This is a genomic window from Brevibacillus thermoruber 423 (assembly GCF_000454065.1).
GTDB lineage: Bacteria > Bacillota > Bacilli > Brevibacillales > Brevibacillaceae > Brevibacillus > Brevibacillus thermoruber.
Window position 1 is genome coordinate 162,296 of sequence record NZ_KE695652.1, and the last position, 17,757, is coordinate 180,052.

Consider the following 17,757-nt stretch of genomic DNA (forward strand, 5'->3'; position numbering starts at 1 on the left):
GGGCAGGATGTCCCGCGCACTCCGGCTTTCCCCGCTGCCTGAGCAGCACAGGACAGGCCGCGTGATTTCGGCTATTTAAGTCCACTCCTCGCGCGTGATCGCGAAGATCAGGTGGTCTTCCCAAACGCCGTTGATCTGCAGATACCGAAGCGACAGCCCTTCCCGGCGGAAACCGGTCTTTTCCAGCACGCGGATGGAGGCCCCGTTGCGAGGCATGACCGCCGCCTGTACGCGGTGCAGCCCGGCTTCCGCGAACGCGAATCGCAGCGCCTGCCGGACGGCCTGCGTCATGCAGCCGCGGCCGCTAAGGGACTGGTCGAGATAATAGCCCATGGTGGCGTTTTGCCAGGCGCCCCGGACGACGTTGGAAAGGTTGACGCGGCCGATCAGCTCGTCGTTCTCCCGCAGAAAAACGCCAAAGGCGTAGGCGGTTCCCGCCGCGAAGTCGCGCTCGGCAGCCGCCAACTGCTCCCGCTGTCCCTCCAGGGTGAGAAACGACGCGGGGCGGATCGGTTCAAACGGTTGAAAAAACGCCTGATTGCGGACGCGCAGCGCCAACATGGCCGGCGCGTCTTCCGCCGTCAGGGGGCGGATGTACACGCTTTGTGCCAGCGAAGACATGGAGCGGTCCTCCTTTTCTCCGGACGGAATCTGGGGACCGTCAGTGTACCACGTTTGCGGCCGCCTGAAAAGACGGTCCCGGCAGATTGCGCCAGGACCGTATGGATGCGGGCGCGCACCGCTGCTCCGCTACGCCAGCGACTTTCCATTCAGAGGTTGCCACCCGGGGAGGATTTTGATAGAGTAAAAGGAAATTCCATAACGTATCAACAAATAGAGGTGCGCTGCGGAAGAGTACGTCTTGCCGAAAAACGCGGGGGGCGTGGGAAGACGGAAAGGCCAAGGCGCCGAAGTTCTGGCCGTACCCCTCGGACGGCGAGGGCTGGGGTTCCCGTGAACAACGGTCGCCCTGTCATGAAAGGCACGGCCTTTCGTGGAGCGCTATTTACGGTTTGCTTTCAGGTATCAAAAAGCAATGAGGATAGCGTCTGCTCTCATTGCTTTTTCTACATTTCCACATACAGTGTCATGGAGGAGATTCACAGTGAACATGATGGATGCACATGAAATTATCTCGTTTATCCAAAAAAGCGAAAAGAAAACGCCGGTGAAGGTATACCTGAAAGGAGACCTGGACGGCATCGATTTCGGCGCAAACGCCAAAACGTTTATCAGCAACGGCACAGGCGTGGTCTTCGGCGAATGGAAGGAGATCGAGCCGGTGCTGGAGCAGCATAAGGACAAAATCGCCGATTACGTGGTGGAAAGTGACCGCCGCAACTCCGCCATTCCGCTGCTGGACACGAAAGGCATCCAGGCGCGCATCGAGCCGGGCGCGATCATCCGCGACCAGGTGAGCATCGGCAACAACGCCGTGATCATGATGGGGGCGGTGATCAACATCGGCGCCGTCATCGGCGAAGGCACGATGATCGACATGAACGTGGTCGTCGGCGGACGCGGCACCATCGGGAAAAACTGCCACATCGGCGCCGGTGCGGTGATCGCGGGCGTAATCGAACCGCCGTCCGCGCAGCCTGTCGTGATTGAAGACGACGTGGTGGTCGGCGCCAATGCGGTGATTCTGGAAGGCGTTCGCGTCGGCAAAGGTTCCGTCGTGGCCGCCGGCGCGGTCGTCATCGAGGACGTTCCGCCGAACGTGGTCGTGGCCGGCACTCCGGCGCGCATCATCAAACAGATCGACGAAAAGACACGCTCCAAGACGGAGATCAAGCAGGAGCTGCGGCAGCTGTAGGAGCGTGAGTGAAAATATGGCTACGGACTGGCGTTCGCTCGACGAACAGTACATTGTCTCGACGTACAAACGGCTGCCGATCGCAATCGCCAAAGGAGAGGGCAATTACCTGTACGACACCGACGGCCGGGCGTATCTGGACCTGTTTACCGGATTGGCCGTCAACGTGCTGGGCCACTCCCATCCGCGGATTGTCCAGGCGCTCCGGGAGCAGGGCGAGCGGTTTCTGCACATCTCCAACGTCTTTCTCAACCCGCCGGCGATCCGGCTGGCGCAGCGGCTGATCGACAACACCATCCCCGGCAAGGTCTTTTTCTCCAACTCCGGGGCGGAGGCGACGGAAGCGGCGATCAAGCTGATCCACAAATGGACGAAAGCGGAGGGGGCCGGCCGGACGGGGATCGCCGTCCTGCGCAACAGCTTCCATGGGCGCACGCTGGGGGCGGTGCGGCTGACGCGGCAGCCCCACGTCTATCAGGATTTTCCCCAGCCCGACTTTCCCGTCTACGAGCTGGATGCAGAAGACGCGGAACAGCTTCGCGCGGTCTGCCGGAGCGAGAAGCCGGCGGCCCTCCTGATGGAGCCGGTGCTCGGCTCCGGCGGCGTGGTGCCGCTCTCCGAAGCGTATTTGCGGGAAGCGGAGGCGATCTGCCGGGAAGAGGGCGTGCTGTTTGCCATGGATGAAATCCAGACCGGCATGGGCCGTACGGGCCGTCTGTTTGCCTATCAGCACGCAGGGGTGACGCCCGATTTGATCCTGTTTGCCAAAGGAGTGGGCGGCGGCCTGCCGCTTGGCGGGGTGATCGCCGGCCAACGGCTGATGAATCTGTTCAAGCCGGGGGATCACGGCACGACCTTTGCGCCCTCGCCGCTCTCCGCCGCGCTGGGCAACGCGGTGCTGGACGAATTGCTCGACCCGGCCTTCCGCGCCCATGTGAGCGACGTGATCGGCTACCTGTGGGGACGTCTGGAAGAGCTGAGACAGCGCCTGCCGGAGCAGCTTCAGGCGCTGCGCGGCAAAGGCATGATGGTGGGCATTCCGCTGCACGCGACGCCCGAAGAAGCGGCCCGGCTGCAGCAAAACCTGCTGGCCGAGGGCATCCTCGTCGACGTGACGCAAAAGACGATCGTCCGCCTGCTGCCTCCGCTCACCTTGACGCGGGCGGATGTGGACCGGTTTGTGGATGTGTTTGCCCGCCAACTGACGGCGCTCGGCACCGGAAAGGAAGTGTAGAGGGATGACCGATTCCCCGTTTGTACGGATTCGCCGCGACCTGCATCAAATTCCCGAACCCGGTTTTGCGGAGTACAAAACGCAGCGCTATCTGCTGGACTATCTGGAGCGGCTGCCGCAGGAGCGCCTGCAGATCAAGACCTGGCGCACCGGCATCCTCGTCAGGGTGCGCGGGCTTCATCCCAAGCGGACGATTGCCTGGCGGGCGGACATGGACGGTCTGCCGATTCGGGAGGAGACGACCTATCCGTTCCGCTCCACGCACGAGGGGTACATGCACGCCTGCGGCCACGACATGCACATGGCAATCGGGCTGGGCATTCTGACCCATTTTGTTCACCATCCCGTCGATGACGATCTGCTCTTCGTGTTCCAGCCGGCCGAAGAAGGACCGGGCGGCGCCAAGCCGATGATGGAGAGCGAGGCGTTTGCCGAGTGGCGGCCCGACTGCATCTTTGCCCTGCACATCGCGCCGGAGTACCCGGTGGGGCACATCGCCACCAAGCCGGGCATCCTGTTTGCCAACACCTCGGAGCTGATGATCGAGCTGACCGGCAAAGGGGGGCACGCGGCCTTTCCCCACAAGGCAAACGACATGGTGGTGGCGGCCAGCCATCTGGTGACGCAGCTTCAGTCGATCGTGGCCCGCAACATCGATCCGCTCGATGCGGCCGTCGTGACAGTGGGCAAGATCGAAGGGGGCACCAAGCAGAACATCATCGCGGAAACGGCGCGGCTGGAGGGGACGATCCGGACGCTGTCGCTGGAGTCGATGGCCCGGGTCAAAAGCCGCATCGAGGCGCTGGTCAAAGGCGTCGAAGCGGGATTCGAATGCACGGCCACCATCGATTACGGCTGCGGGTACTGCCAAGTGTACAACCATGAGGCGTTGACCGAGCAGTTCATGGAATGGGTAGGCACCAAGCGCCCGGACATCACGCCGATCCGCTGCAGCGAAGCGATGACGGGGGAGGACTTCGGCTTTTTCCTGTCGGAAATCCCCGGCTTTTTGTTCTGGCTCGGGGTGAATACGCCCTACGGCCTGCACCATGCGAAAATTGAACCGGACGAGCGGGCGATCGACATCGCCATCAGTCTGGTGACGGACTATCTGACCTGGCTGTCCGGGCAGGAGGAATGGCTGATCTGAGCAGGACCAGCTGGTCCTTGCCGTGATCGTTTCGGCCTGGCTGCGATAACACGCGCGCGAAAACACGCGGGCGAAAATCCGTTCATCGAAAAGCGACTCCAATCGAGTCGCTTTTCATTTTGCTCATTTACAAGCATGACTGCCGGGCGTATAATGAGAATCATCTTCATTGATAATAACTCTCATTATCATCCGCTTATATGCGTCAACGGCAGGAGGAGGAGTTTCCTTGGCAAGAAAACCGTTTTCCGTATTGCTGGCAACCGCCTTGCTGGCAGGGTGCACCCCGGAGGCGCCGTCAGGCACCAACCAGTCCGCACAGCAGCCCGCGGGCCAGGCGGCCGGCACCAAAGCACAGGGTCTGCGCGTGGAAAAGACCGATTACCGCTTTGACACGGCGGCCAACATGTTTGCCTATTCCGAGTTTGAGCTGTCGGGCGAACCGCTCGCGGAGTCGCTGGGGCTTGACCTGGACCTGCTGGATGCGGGCAAGCCGGACAGCCCCACCCCGTTTGACTACACCGCCGGAATCGAGTCCTACGAGTATTCCGAAGAGGCGATGTACGAAGTGGTGGAAAAGTCCGGCTTGGGCCTGCATCTCGTCAACGGTCCCGTCAACGTCAAGCGGGCCGGAGCCAACGACCCGCGCAAGGCGCTGGCGGAGCGCTATTTCGCGCTGGCCAAAGCGGTCGGCTACGCGCCGGAGGAGCTGTTTCAAAACATGTTCCCCACGTTTGTCGAATACGCGTCCGGCGATCCGCACTACGTGACCAAGGTGGACACCAGCAAGTTCGCCGACGGGGAAGACGGACGCTACATTCCCAAATACCAGGTGGACTTCGCCACGCTGCGCTGGGACCGCGGCCGAATGGAGCGGGTGCTGACCCCGTCCGCGCTCGGCGGGACCTATCTGAAGCAGGCGCTTTGGCTGGGTGACTTTTTGGGCGGATTCCACACGGTGGACAAGGACGAAGAGCTGGAGGCCGCCTCGCCCGACCAGGACAAGGACCCCAATATCCGCCTTGGCGTCAGCACGGCGGACGGTTTGCAGGGGGTGCTGCTCGCGGAGGGCGTCTGGAACAAGCTCGCCTTCATGCGCGACCGGCTGTTCCTGGATGCGGCCAGCGGCAAGCTGGGGGCCACGCCGGGAACGAAATACGATCCGGCCAAGGGGCTTGTCTACCTTCCCCACGCCATCCAGGTGGCGGAAGACGGCAGCAAGGAATTCCCCGGCGTCAAGGAGCTGAAGGTCACCGACAAACGCAGCCTGCTGCAGGACCAATGGCTGATGATGTGGGCCGCTTCCGAATTTTTCGGCACGTCCGATCAGCGGCCCGCCAACCGGAATCAAAACCCGGCGTTTCTGGCCGTGTTTGACGGCGACCCGTTCCCGAAAGCGCCGGCGGCCAACCTGGACAATCAAATCGCAAACGACGTGAAGGCGGACGATCCGTATTCGCTCAACCGGGACATTTTGTACACCCTGTTTGCCAACCTGGAGGCGATGCACTGGAACGCCAGGGAGCAGACGCTGGTGGACGAACACTCCGGGGAGGCGAACGGGCAGGGCGATCACGCCGACACCTTCCAGATCGGATACGCCCTGGAGGCGCTGCGCCTGTTCCAGCGGGCGGTCGACGGCATGCCGCTGGGATACGCGAGCGGTGAAGCGGCGCAAGGCTTGGGTACGCCGGAGGGGAAAAAGGCGCTGGGCATGATCAAGGCGCAGGCCGACTTTATCCTCACCAAGCTCTTGGACGAACAGGACGGCCTGGTGGCAAACGGCTACCGCATCGGCTCGGGCCGGGATGGCGACGCCAAGACGCTGAAGGCCCAACTGGGGGCCATCCGCGGTTTGACGGCGGCGTTTCTGGCGACCAAGGAGGAGAAGTACCGGGATGCCGCCCGCAAGCTGTTCGACCAGACGGTGAAAACGTTCTGGGACGACGGGGCGTCCGCTTTTCGCGACGCAGTCGGCAAGGAGAACGACTACGCCTACGATCCGTACCTGGCAGGCGCCGTCTCCGCCGGGCTGCGCCTCGGCATGCTCAACCTGGTCAACACGGACGCGGACAAGGAAAAATACCCCTCGCTCGAACTGGGTAAGCTGACCGACATGTACACCCGCTTTTTCAAGACAGTGGTCAACGGCCCGACGCTGGAGGGCGGGATGCAGGCGAGCGAATTCTGGGATACGGGTGACTACTACAAGGAAACGTCCGACTCGCCGGACAATACGGACAAGGACACCGTGCCGCAGATTCAGGCGGCCGTGGGCAAACACGGCCCGTACGGCATCGCCCCCGTGCTTCTGCCGGTAACGGTGAAGAAGCCGTAGGAGGGTTCTGCCGTGGAAAACAAACGGAATAAGCGGTTCACATGGATAGGGTGGGGGCTGATTGCGGCCCTTGCCCTTTCCGCTTGCAGCCCGACTGACGAAGCGGTCGGGGGACCTGCCGGCGAACCGAGAAAAGCCCCTGCGGAAAGCCGGCCGATCGCCATCACCCGCGACGGCACAGCGGTGGTGACGGCCAACATCGACGTGCCGACGATCACGCTGGTGGACGTGAAAAAACGGGCCGTGACCGCGGAGATCCCGGTCGGGCGGGAGCCGCGCAGCATCGCCCTCTCGCCTGACGACCGGTGCGCCTACGTGACGGCGATGCACGACGATCGGGTGGACGTGGTCGATCTGGAAAAACGGCAGGTGATCGCCTCCGTTCCGGTGGCCCATCAGCCGTTTGCCGTCGTCACCAGTCCCGACGGCAAATGGGTCTACGTCAGTTCGTACCGCGGAGGGGTCATCAGCGTGATCGACACGTCCACCAACCGGGTGGTCCGCGAACTCCCGGTGGAGCGGGAACCGCGCGGCCTGGCGCTGAACGCGGACGGTTCGGAGCTGTACGTCAGCCATTACCTCAACGGTCATGTGAGCGTGATCGACACCGCCGCCTGGAAGGTGAAAAAAACGGTGGCGCTGGCCGAGACGCCGGAACCGCCCAATCACGACCAAAAGGTGAGCCAGGGGGTGCCCGGCATGGTGGAAAACATGACGTTTTCCCCGGACGGAAAAGAGCTGTGGCTGCCCCATATCCTGACCAACACAGACACGCCGATCCAGTTTGAGTCCACCATCTTTCCGACGGTGTCGGTGATCGACACGACGGCGCGGAAGGAGCGGGTGGAGGAGCGGAAGCACCTGTTCAAGCAGATGAACATCGTCAACGTGAAAAACGAGACGGAGATTGTCTCCAACCCAGCCGACGTGGCCTTTCTGCCGGACGGCAGCAAAGCGTTTGTGGTCATGGGCGGAAGCGAGGACCTGATGACCTTCGACCTCCGGCGCGGCGGACGGGCGACGCAGCTTCTGCGCCGCGTGCCGGGGGCCAACCCGCGCGGCATGGTGATCTCCCCGGACGGCAGCGAGCTGTACATCCACAACACGATGAGCCACGACCTCGTCTTCGTCGAGACCGGCGGCTCCGATTCGTACAAAAAAGCGGCCGTCTCGGGAAAACCGCTCCCCCTGATCGCCAAGGATCCGCTGCCCCCCGACGTTCGCGCCGGCAAAGTGATGTTCTTTTCCGCCAACAGCGACCGATTCGCCGCGCCGATCACCGGCAAGAACTGGATGAGCTGCGCCTCCTGTCACTTTGACGGCGAGATCAACGGGCTTACCTTCCTGACCCCCAAAGGGCCGCGCAACCTGCCGAGCAACGTGCTCGCCACCAAGACGGGCCTGATGACCTGGGATGGCAGCCGTGACGATTTTGCCGACTACCTGCTGACGGTGCAGAACGAAATGGGCGGGATGACCCAGTTCGATCCGACGAAACCGCTGCCGCCCGAGGTGCAAAAGATGTTTGACCAGATGTTTGCCTACCTGGACTACGCCGATTCGCTGCCGGTGCCGAAAAGTCCGTACCGGAAGCCGGACGGATCGCTGACGCCGCTGGCTCAACAGGGAGAGGCGCTGTTCAAGGGAAAGGCGGGCTGCATTACCTGTCACGCCCTGCCGAACTATACCGACAGCGCGCAGGCGGTGGACGCCGCCGGCAGGCTGAGCGTGCAAAACCGCCGTTTTCTGCACGACGTCGGCACGGCCACGCCGGCCGATAAAGGGGCGGTAGAGGGCGACGGCCGGGCCCATTTCCAAAATCCGCGCAAGCCGGGCGAGTTTGATACCCCGACGCTGCGAGGCGTCTGGGCGACCGCGCCGTACCTGCACGACGGCAGCGCCGCCACCATCGAAGAGGTGCTGACCACGCGCAATCCGCAGCACAAGCACGGCAACGCCCATTTGCTGACCGAACAGGAACGGAAAGCGCTGGTGGAGTACGTCTTGTCGCTGGATTAAACGGCTGTTGATAAGTCCTTCCTCCAGTTTGAGATGCGCCTGTGGATATTGTGGATATTGTGAAAAAAGTTTGCGGGGCGACCACAACTATTTGCCGGCTTGGGCGTATAAGTTAATGGCAAGAAAAAAAGGGAAATCAAGCGCTGACGCGCAAAACATACTGGAGGATTGCGACATGAAGAAAGCATGGTTGTCTGCCCTGTTGTTGCTGACGGTCGCCGGCGTAGGGAGCACGGCCTTGGGCGAAGGCGCGATGCGAGTCTATCTGGGCGGCGAGCGAATCGTCGACAGCTTGCCCGCTTCCACGACCGCTTCGATGCAGAAACTGGTCAAGCGGATGGGAGGCTTTGCCGAGTACGATCAACGCTCCGGAAAACTGGAGATCGTCAAGCCGAACGTCAATATTCTGGTGCTGGAGGGCATCCAGCAGTCCCGCAACAAGAACATCATTTTCAGCAACCCGATCAAAGGGTACAGCGACAAGGACGTGCCGCGGACGTTTAACGTGTTTGTCGAGGTGGATGACGCGCCGGTGACAAGAGACCTGAGACTGCGCCTGGTGCTGGTCGGCCCGGACGGCAAAGAGGTGGACCGCGGCAAGGAGTGGAAGTACTCGACGCTGAACGCCAACAGCTTCTACTTCTCCGAACCGTTCGTCTCCACCAAGCTGGAAATGTACGGGACGTACAAGGTGCAGCTGCAGATGAAGCCGGAGAAGTCCAACGAGTTCGTCACCGTCGGCGAAAACAGCTTTACCGTCGGACGATAGCCGGATGAGAAAATTGGCTTGGTCGCGTTTCCACATGGCTTGTTGTCATGGTATAATGAGTAGCAAATGACGTTTTGCGTCACCCTGATGCAAGTACATGAGAGAAAGGAACGATGGGAGCGAATGGAGACAAATCCCGCGCGGTCATCCACAGACATAGAAGGCCCGAGTATACGGATTGCCTGGAAAGACGAGCAATCGATCCTGGCCCAATGGCACATGACAAAGGAGTTTGAACGGGAGGTGGAGCGGAAATTTGCCATCCCGTTTGCCGAACTGCCATTTGTCCTCCGCCTCTTTGATGTGACAGACCGCAACGAGATCCGCAACGACGGCACCGACCTCTACACCGACTTTGACATTAACCACCGCTCATCGGAGTGGATCCTCTACGGCGTCACACAGGGATTGCACTACTGTGTGGATCTGGGGATACGAATGGTTGATGGCAGATTTTATTCGCTGTCCCGATCTCAACCGATTTGATCAACGTACGCGCAAAAACGGCTCTCCCGAGTGGAGAGCCTTTTTTTGTCTTCCGGGCGGGCAGGAGGAGGGACGAACAGGGACAAAAAGCTTCTTTTCCTCAGAGAAAAGAAGCACAGCCTGGAAAAAAGAAAACAGCCGGTGCGTACCGGCTGCCGTTTTCCAGACGCTCACGGTTTGCGCGGCTGGAAGTACTGGATGCGCTTGTTGAACAGGTGCAGCTCCGCCTTGTACTCGCGGGCCAAATACCGGCAGTATTCGTTTGCCTTGTTCACGTCGCCGTGAGTGGCCGACTCCGGCAGGGAGACCTGAATGTAAAACCGCTCCTGGCCGTTCTCCTCCCGGGAGCCCACACCCACGATGATGGCCTTGTAGAGGGTGGGATCCTTGCCCTTCAGCAGAATCCAGGAACCCGCCCCTTCCGGCCGCTCCTCGATCACGTACGGAAAGGCGGCGTCCGCGTAGGACCACCCCAGTTGTTCCCCCGTTTTTCTCGTCATGTCGATGTATCGCTCGAGCTTTGCTTTGACGTCGTCGATGTCCGCTTTCGTGGCTGTGGAGCCTTCCACGAAATAGATGTAGGCCGATTTCAGGTTCACGATTGCCGTCACTCCTAGTCCCGGGAATCTCCTGCGACTAGTGTAGCATTCCCTGCCACTCTTTGGCAATGCGACAAGTCAAAAGGAAAATAATTGCACGTCTTTTCTGAAAAGTGTAAAATATATATCACATTCATAAAGAAAGAGAAACAATGATAAAGGATCGTGGAGGAATGGACCCGATGCAGGAGGTTTCGATTCGAAACGTTTACGAAGCGTTAAACACCATGCGCGCCATTGACGTCGTCAACAAGGAAGACTGGGAACGGGCGGCCAAAGAGGCGGAGCTGGATTCGTCCGTGCAATTGAACATTCTCTGGATCATTTACTGCTACGAAGGCGTCCGCGTGACGCAGATTGCCGAATGGACCTTTTGGCATCCGTCTTCCATCGTCATTCATATCAAAAAGCTGGTGGAAAAAGGGATGGTCTCGATCGAAAAGTCGGAGCTGGACGGGCGCGTGGTGCACGTCTACCCGACGCAGAAGGGACGGGAAGTGATCGAAGCGAGCAGGCGGAGCGTACCGGCGATTTTTCGGCTCACCTATGCGCTGGAAAAGCTGGAGGAGCGGTACAGTACGGCCGTCGTGGAACTTTTCTTTGAATGCTTGTCGTTTGTCGCCCAATCGCTGCACGGAGCGGAAAAAGTTCGCTGGATTCAGGAAGGGGAGGACCGCGTGCCCAACCTTCGCCACCTGATCAGCTAGGATCGCTGCAGGATTGGTGAGCAGCAAAGGCGGCAGATCGCCCATGCGCGCTTTTGTGCGGCCACAAGGCGGCCAAAAGGGCAGGGGTGGAAATCTGCCGCTGTTTTTGTTATACTGGTAAACAATCCGAAAATTTACTCAATTTTGCTTTCGGACACCAATTGCCATGAGGAGGGATTGCTGATGGAACGGTTCGACCACTTGTACGACGTTGCGGAGACTGCCCAGGTACGGTTCTTCGGTTTTGCCACGGAACGTGCCCGACACGACTTCGGGATCGTCTTCACCAACAAGTTTGACGGTAAGCCGCTGGTCATCTGTATGCAGACGGGGCAATCCACTCTTCTCAGTTCGGAGGATGCGGTCAATCCGGAGTACCTGAAAAAGATTTTCCGGATTGACTGCGCGAATGAAGCAGAAACGCTTTCCCAGTTTTTCCAGGAGTGTTTGCCATCGATGCCGTTGGATGATAACCAGTACTGACACCGGGCAGAAGGATTCCTTCTGCCCGTTTTTGTAATGGGGAGGGAGGAGCATGGACTGCTATTTCCATGCATGGACGGTCGCCGATCCGTCCGCGACGGTCGTGCTGGTGCACGGGACCGGCGAGCATCACGGCCGCTACAGGCATGTGGCCGCCTTTTTGAATGCGCACGGCGTGGATGTGTTCAGCGGAGATCTGCCCGGGTGGGGACGCTCGCCGGGAAAAAAGGGGCACATCGATTCGTTCGGGCAGTATCTGGACGCCGTGGAAACCTGGACGGAGCGGGCGCTGCAGGCAGCAGGAGACGAGCGGCCGGTCTTCCTCCTGGGGCACAGCCTGGGCGGCCTGGTGGCGGTGCGGTTCGTCCAGCGGTATGAGAAGCGGCGCCGGCTGGCCGGGTTGATGCTCAGTTCTCCCTGCCTGCAGTTGAAGGTGGACGTGCCGGCGTGGAAAGCCAGGCTGGCCCAATGGCTGGACCGCGCCATGCCGAGGCTGGTGATGGCAAACGGGATCACGGCGGACATGGTCTCCCGCGATCCGCAGGTACAGGCGGAATACGTGAGCGATCCGTACAACTACCCGAAAGTGAGTGTCCGCTGGTTCCAAGAGCTGCACCGGGCCATGCGGGCCGCCTGGGAAGAGCGGGAGCAGCTTGACCTTTCCGTCCTGGTGCTGCAGGCGGGGGATGACCAACTGGTCGATCCGGACGGAGTGGAACGGTTTGCGGCCGGCTTGCCGGCGGAGGTCACCTTTGTCCGTTTTCCCGGACTGCGTCACGAAGTGCTGAACGAACCCGAGCGGGAGGACGTGCTGCGGCAGATGGTGGAGTGGCTGAAAGGACACGGTGGGCGTTCGTTAATATGACATACTAATTGGGTGATTTTGTGTGTGTTTTTCGTATTGACTCCCATTAGTATGTCATATTAATATAAAGGTACCATCACATTTTGATGTCACTTTTGGCTGATCTGCGCTTTGGCAGTACGAACGCGGAGGGATTGCGAACATGGGTACGATTGTTTGTCAGAGCTGTGGGACGATCATCGAGCATTTTGAAAGCAACCAAGTGAAAACGCTTTACGGGGTCTGCAGCTGCGACTGCCGCCCCAGTGAAAAACAGGAACAGGAGTAACCTGCAAATAGTCCGTCAGGCGCTTGTCAAAAGCGCCTGATTTTTTTTGACATCCTTTGCCATATGACGGATAATTGATGAAGAATGAGAATCGTCACAAAAGGAGGAATCGTTACATGAAGAGAACCCCCATCCGAGGTTTGTTGGCTGCAGCGCTGCTGGCCACGACCCTGTGGAGCGGGACTCCGGCATTTGCGTACTACGTCGGTGAAGAAGTCCGCATCGACTCCAGCAATCCGGTCATTTCCAAAGCCGGTTTTGACATTTCCAAGGATTACGCCGTCTGGATCGCAGAGGGGGAAAAAGTCATCACCCTGTATGATCTCGATGAGCATAAAGAAAGCCAAATCGGGGACAAGCAATCCGCCAAAACCAACCTGCGAGTGGACGGCAAATACGTGGCCTGGATCGATTCCCGTCACGGCGGTTCGGACGTCTACCTGTACGACATCGGAACGAAAAAGGAAAGGCGCCTTACGGACGGCACGACAGAAGCCGCGGAACTTGAACTATCCGGAAACTACGTGGCCTGGAGCGGTAAGCATGGCGGCAAATCCGACATCTACCTCTACAATATCAATACCGGGGAAGAAGTCCGTGTCTCCACCAGCGGCGAGGCCGGCAAACCGACGGTAAGCACCTCTTATGTCGCGTGGGAAGACCGCCGGAACGGCAACGTCGACATTTACTATTACGACATCAAGAGCGGGCGGGAACGCGCGGCGGTAACCGCGCTCGGCCATCAGACGAATCCTTCGATCTATGATGACCAGATCGTTTACCAGGACGAGAGGTACGACGACCTTTACGTCTACGTGATCGGTCGCGACAGAAACAAGCGCCTGACGGAAGACTCCAACAAGCAGGCATACCCGCATCTGTACGAAGATACATACGTGTTTGTGGAAGACGGTGCGCTGCTGATCGGCGACATTGACTACGACGATGCGGAGGAGTTGGACGAAGAGGTCTACGACAAACTACCTCCGCGCATTTACGGCGATTACGTGATCTTTGCGAAACAAGACGGCGACAAGAACGTGCATCTCTATCTGTACGACTTGGACAATGAAGAATTGGTGCCAATCGGCGGCTTGTCCGGAGATCCGAGCCAGCCGGACGGCGATGACCGCTATGTGGTCTACATCAGTGAAATCAAGAAAACGTCCAATGTGATCCTGCACGATCTGCATACGCAGACCAGTTCCGTCATCAGCAAATCCGGTTCGGAGCCGCGCCGTCCTCTGGTCAGCAACCGTTATGTCGTCTGGTATGATGGAGAGGACGAAGCGTTGATCGCGTACGACATCCGCCGCGGTACCCAGAAGAGGGTGACGAGCACCAAGGCCGTTCCTTCCGACACGCTGTACGAACTGGACGGCAGCAAGCTGGCGTGGATCGACGATGATCGGGATCTGTACGTGACCGATTTGTCCACGGAAAAAACCGAGGATATCGCGAGGGTACGCGATCCCAAGGCGGTTGACATCTACGACAACTTCGTCATGTGGGTGACGGAACGCTCCGGAAAAGACACCATTTACCTGTACGACATGGACGAAGAGGACGAGACGGAAGTGCGCGCCGATGCTGACATAACAGGGGCCAGCCTTGGCGACAACGTTGTGGTGTGGAGCGAGTATTCATCCAAAACCAAAACGTACGATTTGTACTATTACGACATTGACCGGGACCGGACCGATGTGCTCCTGCGCTGGACGGACGGGGATCAGATCGAACCGCAAGCGTCCCGCGACCTGGTCCTGTTCAAGGAAAATCGCGGTTCGCGTAACAAAGAGCAGTTCACCTACGAATTGTACGACATCGAAGACGAATCGTTCAGCAAGTACTACTGGTCCGATGATGCGGAAATGGATGAAGTTCGCCTGAGCGGCAACCGCGTGGTGTGGATCGATACCCGCGACGGCAATCCGGCCGTGTACACGATCGCGGTCACCGATCCGCGGGACGACGATGACGACGACAACGGCGGTGAACAGCCGGGCGATTACCGGGAGTACAATTTCGCCAAGGTGCTGGAGGACGACTCGCTCCTCGATATTATTGGCGACAACGACTTTGAAGACGTGTATTTTGTCTTCTTTGCCGGCACGAAGAACGAAGTGTCGCTCAATTTCGTGGATGCTTTGAATGACTCGGATCGGTTTTTAGACCTGTTGTATCAATCCGATCTGGACGACATCGTCATCCGCGTGTACAACTAATCCCCCAAACGAAACAGGCAGGCTGCGAGGGCGTGGTTCCCTCCCGGCCTGCCTTTTTGCGCGGCGCCGGTACGGAATCGGTGCGTGCCGGCGGGAAACGGACAGCGGGCAGCAAAAAAGCCGCTGCCCTCGCGATGAGGCAGCGGCTGTCGCTGTCGTCAGCCGGAGATGGCGGCCTGCTGTTTGACCACCTTGACGGTCCGGAGCGTCTCGTCTTCCGGCCCCTGTACCGGGAGGCCGGCGCGAATGTTTTCCTGAATGTAGGCGATGTTGTCGGCCGTAATCACTTCACCGGGGAGAAAAATCGGAATGCCCGGCGGGTAGACCATGATGAATTCGGTGATGACGCGTCCCTCCGCTTCCGCCAGCGGGATCGCCTCCGTCTCCGCGTAAAACGCGTCGCGCGGCGTCATGGACAGCACGGGAATCTTCGGCAGGACAATCGCCGGCTTTTCCTCCGCCTGCACGTGGGCAAATTCCACCGCCAGCTCGCGCAGCGCGTTGACGAGCGTCTGAATCGACTCTTCCGTGTCGCCGGGGGTGACGAGGCAGAGCACGTTGTACAGGTCGCTCAATTCCACTTCGATGTTGTACTTGTCCCGCAGCCAGTTTTCCACTTCCCAGCCGGTGATGCCGAGATCCCGCACGTGGATCAGGAGCTTCGTCGGGTCCATCGCAAACGTCGCCGGTTTGCCGAGAATTTCCCGGCCGACGCAGTAGATGCGGGGAATCTCGTTGATCATCTTCCGCGCCTTGTCGGCGAGCCGAATCGCCTCGTCCATCATCGCCCGTCCGTTCAGGGCCAGATGCTGCCGGGCCATGTCCAGCGACGCCAGCAAAATGTACGACGTGGAGGTGGTGGTCAGCATGCTCATCACCGTCTTCACCCGGTCGACGTCCACCAGTCCTTCCCGCACGTTCAGAATCGAGGTCTGGGTGAGCGACCCGCCCAGCTTGTGCACGCTGGTGGCCGCCATGTCCGCCCCCGCCTGCATCGCGGAAATGGGCAGGTCTTCATGAAAATGGATGTGCACGCCGTGCGCCTCGTCCACCAGCACGGGAATTCCGTATTTGTGGGCGGTGCGCACGATTTCCCGCAGATCGCCGGCGATGCCGAAATAGGTGGGATTGATCACCAGCAGAGCGGCCGCGTCCGGATGGGTCTGCAGCGCTTTTTGCACGGCCTTGACCGTAATGCCGTGGGAAATCCCCAGGCGTTCGTCCATGGCGGGGTGAATGAACACCGGGACGGCTCCCGCAAAAACAATCGCTGCCATGACCGATTTATGCACGTTGCGCGGCACGATGATCTTGTCACCGGGTTTGCAGGTGGCCATGATCATCGCCATGATCGCACCGCTTGTCCCTTGAACGGAAAAGAATGTATGATCAGCGCCGAACGCTTCGGCGGCCAATTCCTGAGCCTCTTTGATCATCGCCTTGGGATGATGGAGATCGTCCAGAGGAGCGATGTTGATGAGGTCAATCGAGAGCGCATTCTCCCCGATAAACTCGCGGAATGCCGGGTGCATGCCCATGCCCTTCTTGTGACCCGGAATGTGAAACTGGATGGGATTCTTTCGGGCGTGCTCCACCAACCCGCTGAACAGAGGAGTTTTCATTTGACTCATACGATCGCCTCGCTTTTCCAGAAAGATGAAAGTGCGCAAAAGATGAATTCAACAAAACAAACAAAGTTGAGTATAGCAAAAAGAAACGGGAAAGCAAGCGGATTTTTATTCATGAATGCGGTTACAGGCAGGAGATTCGTCCCTGCACCGAGAAGTTGTGTGGGGAGCGAGGTGATAACGATGAAAACAAGAGTGACTGAACTGCTCCGCATCCGCTATCCCGTCGTCCAGGGGGGATTGGCGTACCTGGCCTACGCCGAGCTGGCCGCGGCTGTCTCCAATGCCGGCGGCCTGGGGCAGATCACGGCGATGTCCCTGCCGTCACCGGAGGCCCTGCGCGAACAGATTCGCAAGGTAAGAGCGTTGACAGACAAGCCGTTCGGCGTCAATTTTGCCATCGGCCAGCACGGCCGTCCGTACGAACACATGCTGGACGTCGCGCTGGAGGAGGGCGTCCAGGTCATATCGGTTACAGGCGGCAACCCGGAACCGCTGATTCGGCGAACCGACGGCCATGACGTGAAAAAGCTGGTGCTCGTCGCGTCCGTGCGGCAGGCGCAAAAGGCGGAAGCGATCGGCGCCGATGCGGTCATGGCTGTGGGCCAGGAGGGTGGCGGCCACTTGGGGCGGGACGACATCGGGACGTTTGTGCTCATTCCCCGCGTCGTGGACTCGGTGAACATTCCCGTCCTGGCCAGCGGCGGCATCGGCGACGGCCGCGGTCTTCTCGCGGCGCTGGCCTTGGGGGCGGACGGCGTGGAGATGGGCACCCGGTTCATCGCCACGCAGGAATGCGTGCACGCCCATCCGGCCTACAAGGAAGCGCTGCTGAATGGCACGGAGCACGATACGGCCGTCATCAAGCGCACGCTTGGCACGCCCGCCCGCGTCGTGCGGACCCCTGGCGCCGACCGGATCCTGCAGTTGGAGCAGGAAGGCGCTGACTACGAACGCTTGAAGCCCTACATCAGCGGCGAGCGCAACCGTACCTTCATCTACGAGGGGGACGCGGAGGAAGGCTTTGGCTGGGCCGGGCAGGTGATCGGCTTGATCCACGATGTGCCGACTGTGCAGGAACTCTTTCAGCGGATGTTCCGGGAAGTGGAGGTAAGACTGGCCGCGCTGCGCGCCAGCGCCGAGCGGGAATAGCCGGTACCGCTAGTGTTC

16 protein-coding genes and 1 riboswitch are annotated in these 17,757 nt (G+C 59.8%); of the genes, 13 read left to right on the forward strand and 3 right to left on the reverse strand.

Annotated elements, in window-relative coordinates:
* Positions 1–75: 75 nt before the first annotated feature.
* Entirely contained in the window at positions 76–621 is a 546-nt protein-coding gene (locus M516_RS0115315) for a GNAT family N-acetyltransferase (RefSeq protein ID WP_029099886.1), read from the reverse strand.
* A gap of 206 nt (positions 622–827) precedes the next feature.
* A riboswitch (Lysine riboswitch) is annotated at positions 828–1,013 on the forward strand.
* Positions 1,014–1,105: 92 nt separating this feature from the next.
* Here M516_RS0115315 and dapD point away from each other — a divergent pair.
* The 7 genes from dapD to M516_RS0115350 all read left to right on the forward strand — a co-directional run bounded on the left by dapD (position 1,106) and on the right by M516_RS0115350 (position 9,812).
* Complete coding sequence (gene dapD / locus M516_RS0115320; protein WP_029099887.1) at positions 1,106–1,816, forward strand: 2,3,4,5-tetrahydropyridine-2,6-dicarboxylate N-acetyltransferase; 711 nt, start codon at positions 1,106–1,108, stop codon at positions 1,814–1,816.
* A gap of 16 nt (positions 1,817–1,832) precedes the next feature.
* Positions 1,833–3,050: an aspartate aminotransferase family protein gene (locus tag M516_RS0115325; RefSeq protein WP_029099888.1), complete on the forward strand. Its 1,218-nt coding sequence runs from the start codon at positions 1,833–1,835 to the stop codon at positions 3,048–3,050.
* A 4-nt stretch (positions 3,051–3,054) separates the two neighbouring features.
* Positions 3,055–4,200 (forward strand): N-acetyldiaminopimelate deacetylase, encoded by a 1,146-nt coding sequence (locus M516_RS0115330; RefSeq protein WP_029099889.1) that lies wholly within the window; start codon positions 3,055–3,057, stop codon positions 4,198–4,200.
* Between the two features lie 229 nt (positions 4,201–4,429).
* Complete coding sequence (locus M516_RS0115335) at positions 4,430–6,538, forward strand: hypothetical protein (protein ID WP_029099890.1); 2,109 nt, start codon at positions 4,430–4,432, stop codon at positions 6,536–6,538.
* A gap of 12 nt (positions 6,539–6,550) precedes the next feature.
* Positions 6,551–8,557 carry a beta-propeller fold lactonase family protein gene (locus tag M516_RS23620; RefSeq protein ID WP_152523408.1) on the forward strand — a complete coding sequence of 669 codons (2,007 nt, stop codon included), beginning with the start codon at positions 6,551–6,553 and terminating at the stop codon, positions 8,555–8,557.
* Between the two features lie 175 nt (positions 8,558–8,732).
* Entirely contained in the window at positions 8,733–9,326 is a 594-nt protein-coding gene (locus M516_RS0115345) for a hypothetical protein (protein WP_029099891.1), read from the forward strand.
* A 123-nt stretch (positions 9,327–9,449) separates the two neighbouring features.
* Positions 9,450–9,812 (forward strand): DUF4912 domain-containing protein, encoded by a 363-nt coding sequence (locus M516_RS0115350; protein WP_029099892.1) that lies wholly within the window; start codon positions 9,450–9,452, stop codon positions 9,810–9,812.
* A gap of 170 nt (positions 9,813–9,982) precedes the next feature.
* Here M516_RS0115350 and M516_RS0115355 read toward each other — a convergent pair whose 3' ends face one another.
* On the reverse strand, positions 9,983–10,411 hold the full coding sequence (locus M516_RS0115355; RefSeq protein WP_029099893.1) for a DUF1885 family protein: 429 nt from the start codon (positions 10,409–10,411) through the stop codon (positions 9,983–9,985).
* Positions 10,412–10,593: 182 nt separating this feature from the next.
* On the opposite strand from M516_RS0115355, the gene M516_RS0115360 reads away from it, so the two are divergent.
* The 5 genes from M516_RS0115360 (at position 10,594) to M516_RS0115380 (ending at position 14,959) form a co-directional block, all read left to right on the forward strand.
* On the forward strand, positions 10,594–11,118 hold the full coding sequence (locus M516_RS0115360; RefSeq protein ID WP_029099894.1) for a MarR family winged helix-turn-helix transcriptional regulator: 525 nt from the start codon (positions 10,594–10,596) through the stop codon (positions 11,116–11,118).
* 183 nt (positions 11,119–11,301) lie between these two features.
* Complete coding sequence (locus M516_RS0115365; protein ID WP_029099895.1) at positions 11,302–11,601, forward strand: DUF3055 domain-containing protein; 300 nt, start codon at positions 11,302–11,304, stop codon at positions 11,599–11,601.
* A gap of 52 nt (positions 11,602–11,653) precedes the next feature.
* Positions 11,654–12,466, forward strand: coding sequence for an alpha/beta hydrolase (locus tag M516_RS0115370; RefSeq protein ID WP_029099896.1), 813 nt, complete (start codon positions 11,654–11,656; stop codon positions 12,464–12,466).
* A gap of 142 nt (positions 12,467–12,608) precedes the next feature.
* Positions 12,609–12,734, forward strand: a complete 126-nt coding sequence (locus tag M516_RS24860; RefSeq protein ID WP_081656563.1) for a GapA-binding peptide SR1P — start codon at positions 12,609–12,611, stop codon at positions 12,732–12,734.
* Between the two features lie 116 nt (positions 12,735–12,850).
* Positions 12,851–14,959 carry a TolB family protein gene (locus M516_RS0115380; protein ID WP_029099897.1) on the forward strand — a complete coding sequence of 703 codons (2,109 nt, stop codon included), beginning with the start codon at positions 12,851–12,853 and terminating at the stop codon, positions 14,957–14,959.
* Positions 14,960–15,117: 158 nt separating this feature from the next.
* Here the strand turns inward: M516_RS0115380 and M516_RS0115385 are convergent, their stop codons facing one another.
* Positions 15,118–16,590, reverse strand: a complete 1,473-nt coding sequence (locus tag M516_RS0115385; RefSeq protein WP_029099898.1) for an aminotransferase class I/II-fold pyridoxal phosphate-dependent enzyme — start codon at positions 16,588–16,590, stop codon at positions 15,118–15,120.
* A gap of 111 nt (positions 16,591–16,701) precedes the next feature.
* Here M516_RS0115385 and M516_RS0115390 point away from each other — a divergent pair, with 111 nt between their 5' ends.
* Positions 16,702–17,739 carry an NAD(P)H-dependent flavin oxidoreductase gene (locus M516_RS0115390; protein ID WP_081656564.1) on the forward strand — a complete coding sequence of 346 codons (1,038 nt, stop codon included), beginning with the start codon at positions 16,702–16,704 and terminating at the stop codon, positions 17,737–17,739.
* The last annotated feature ends 18 nt before the right edge of the window (positions 17,740–17,757 follow it).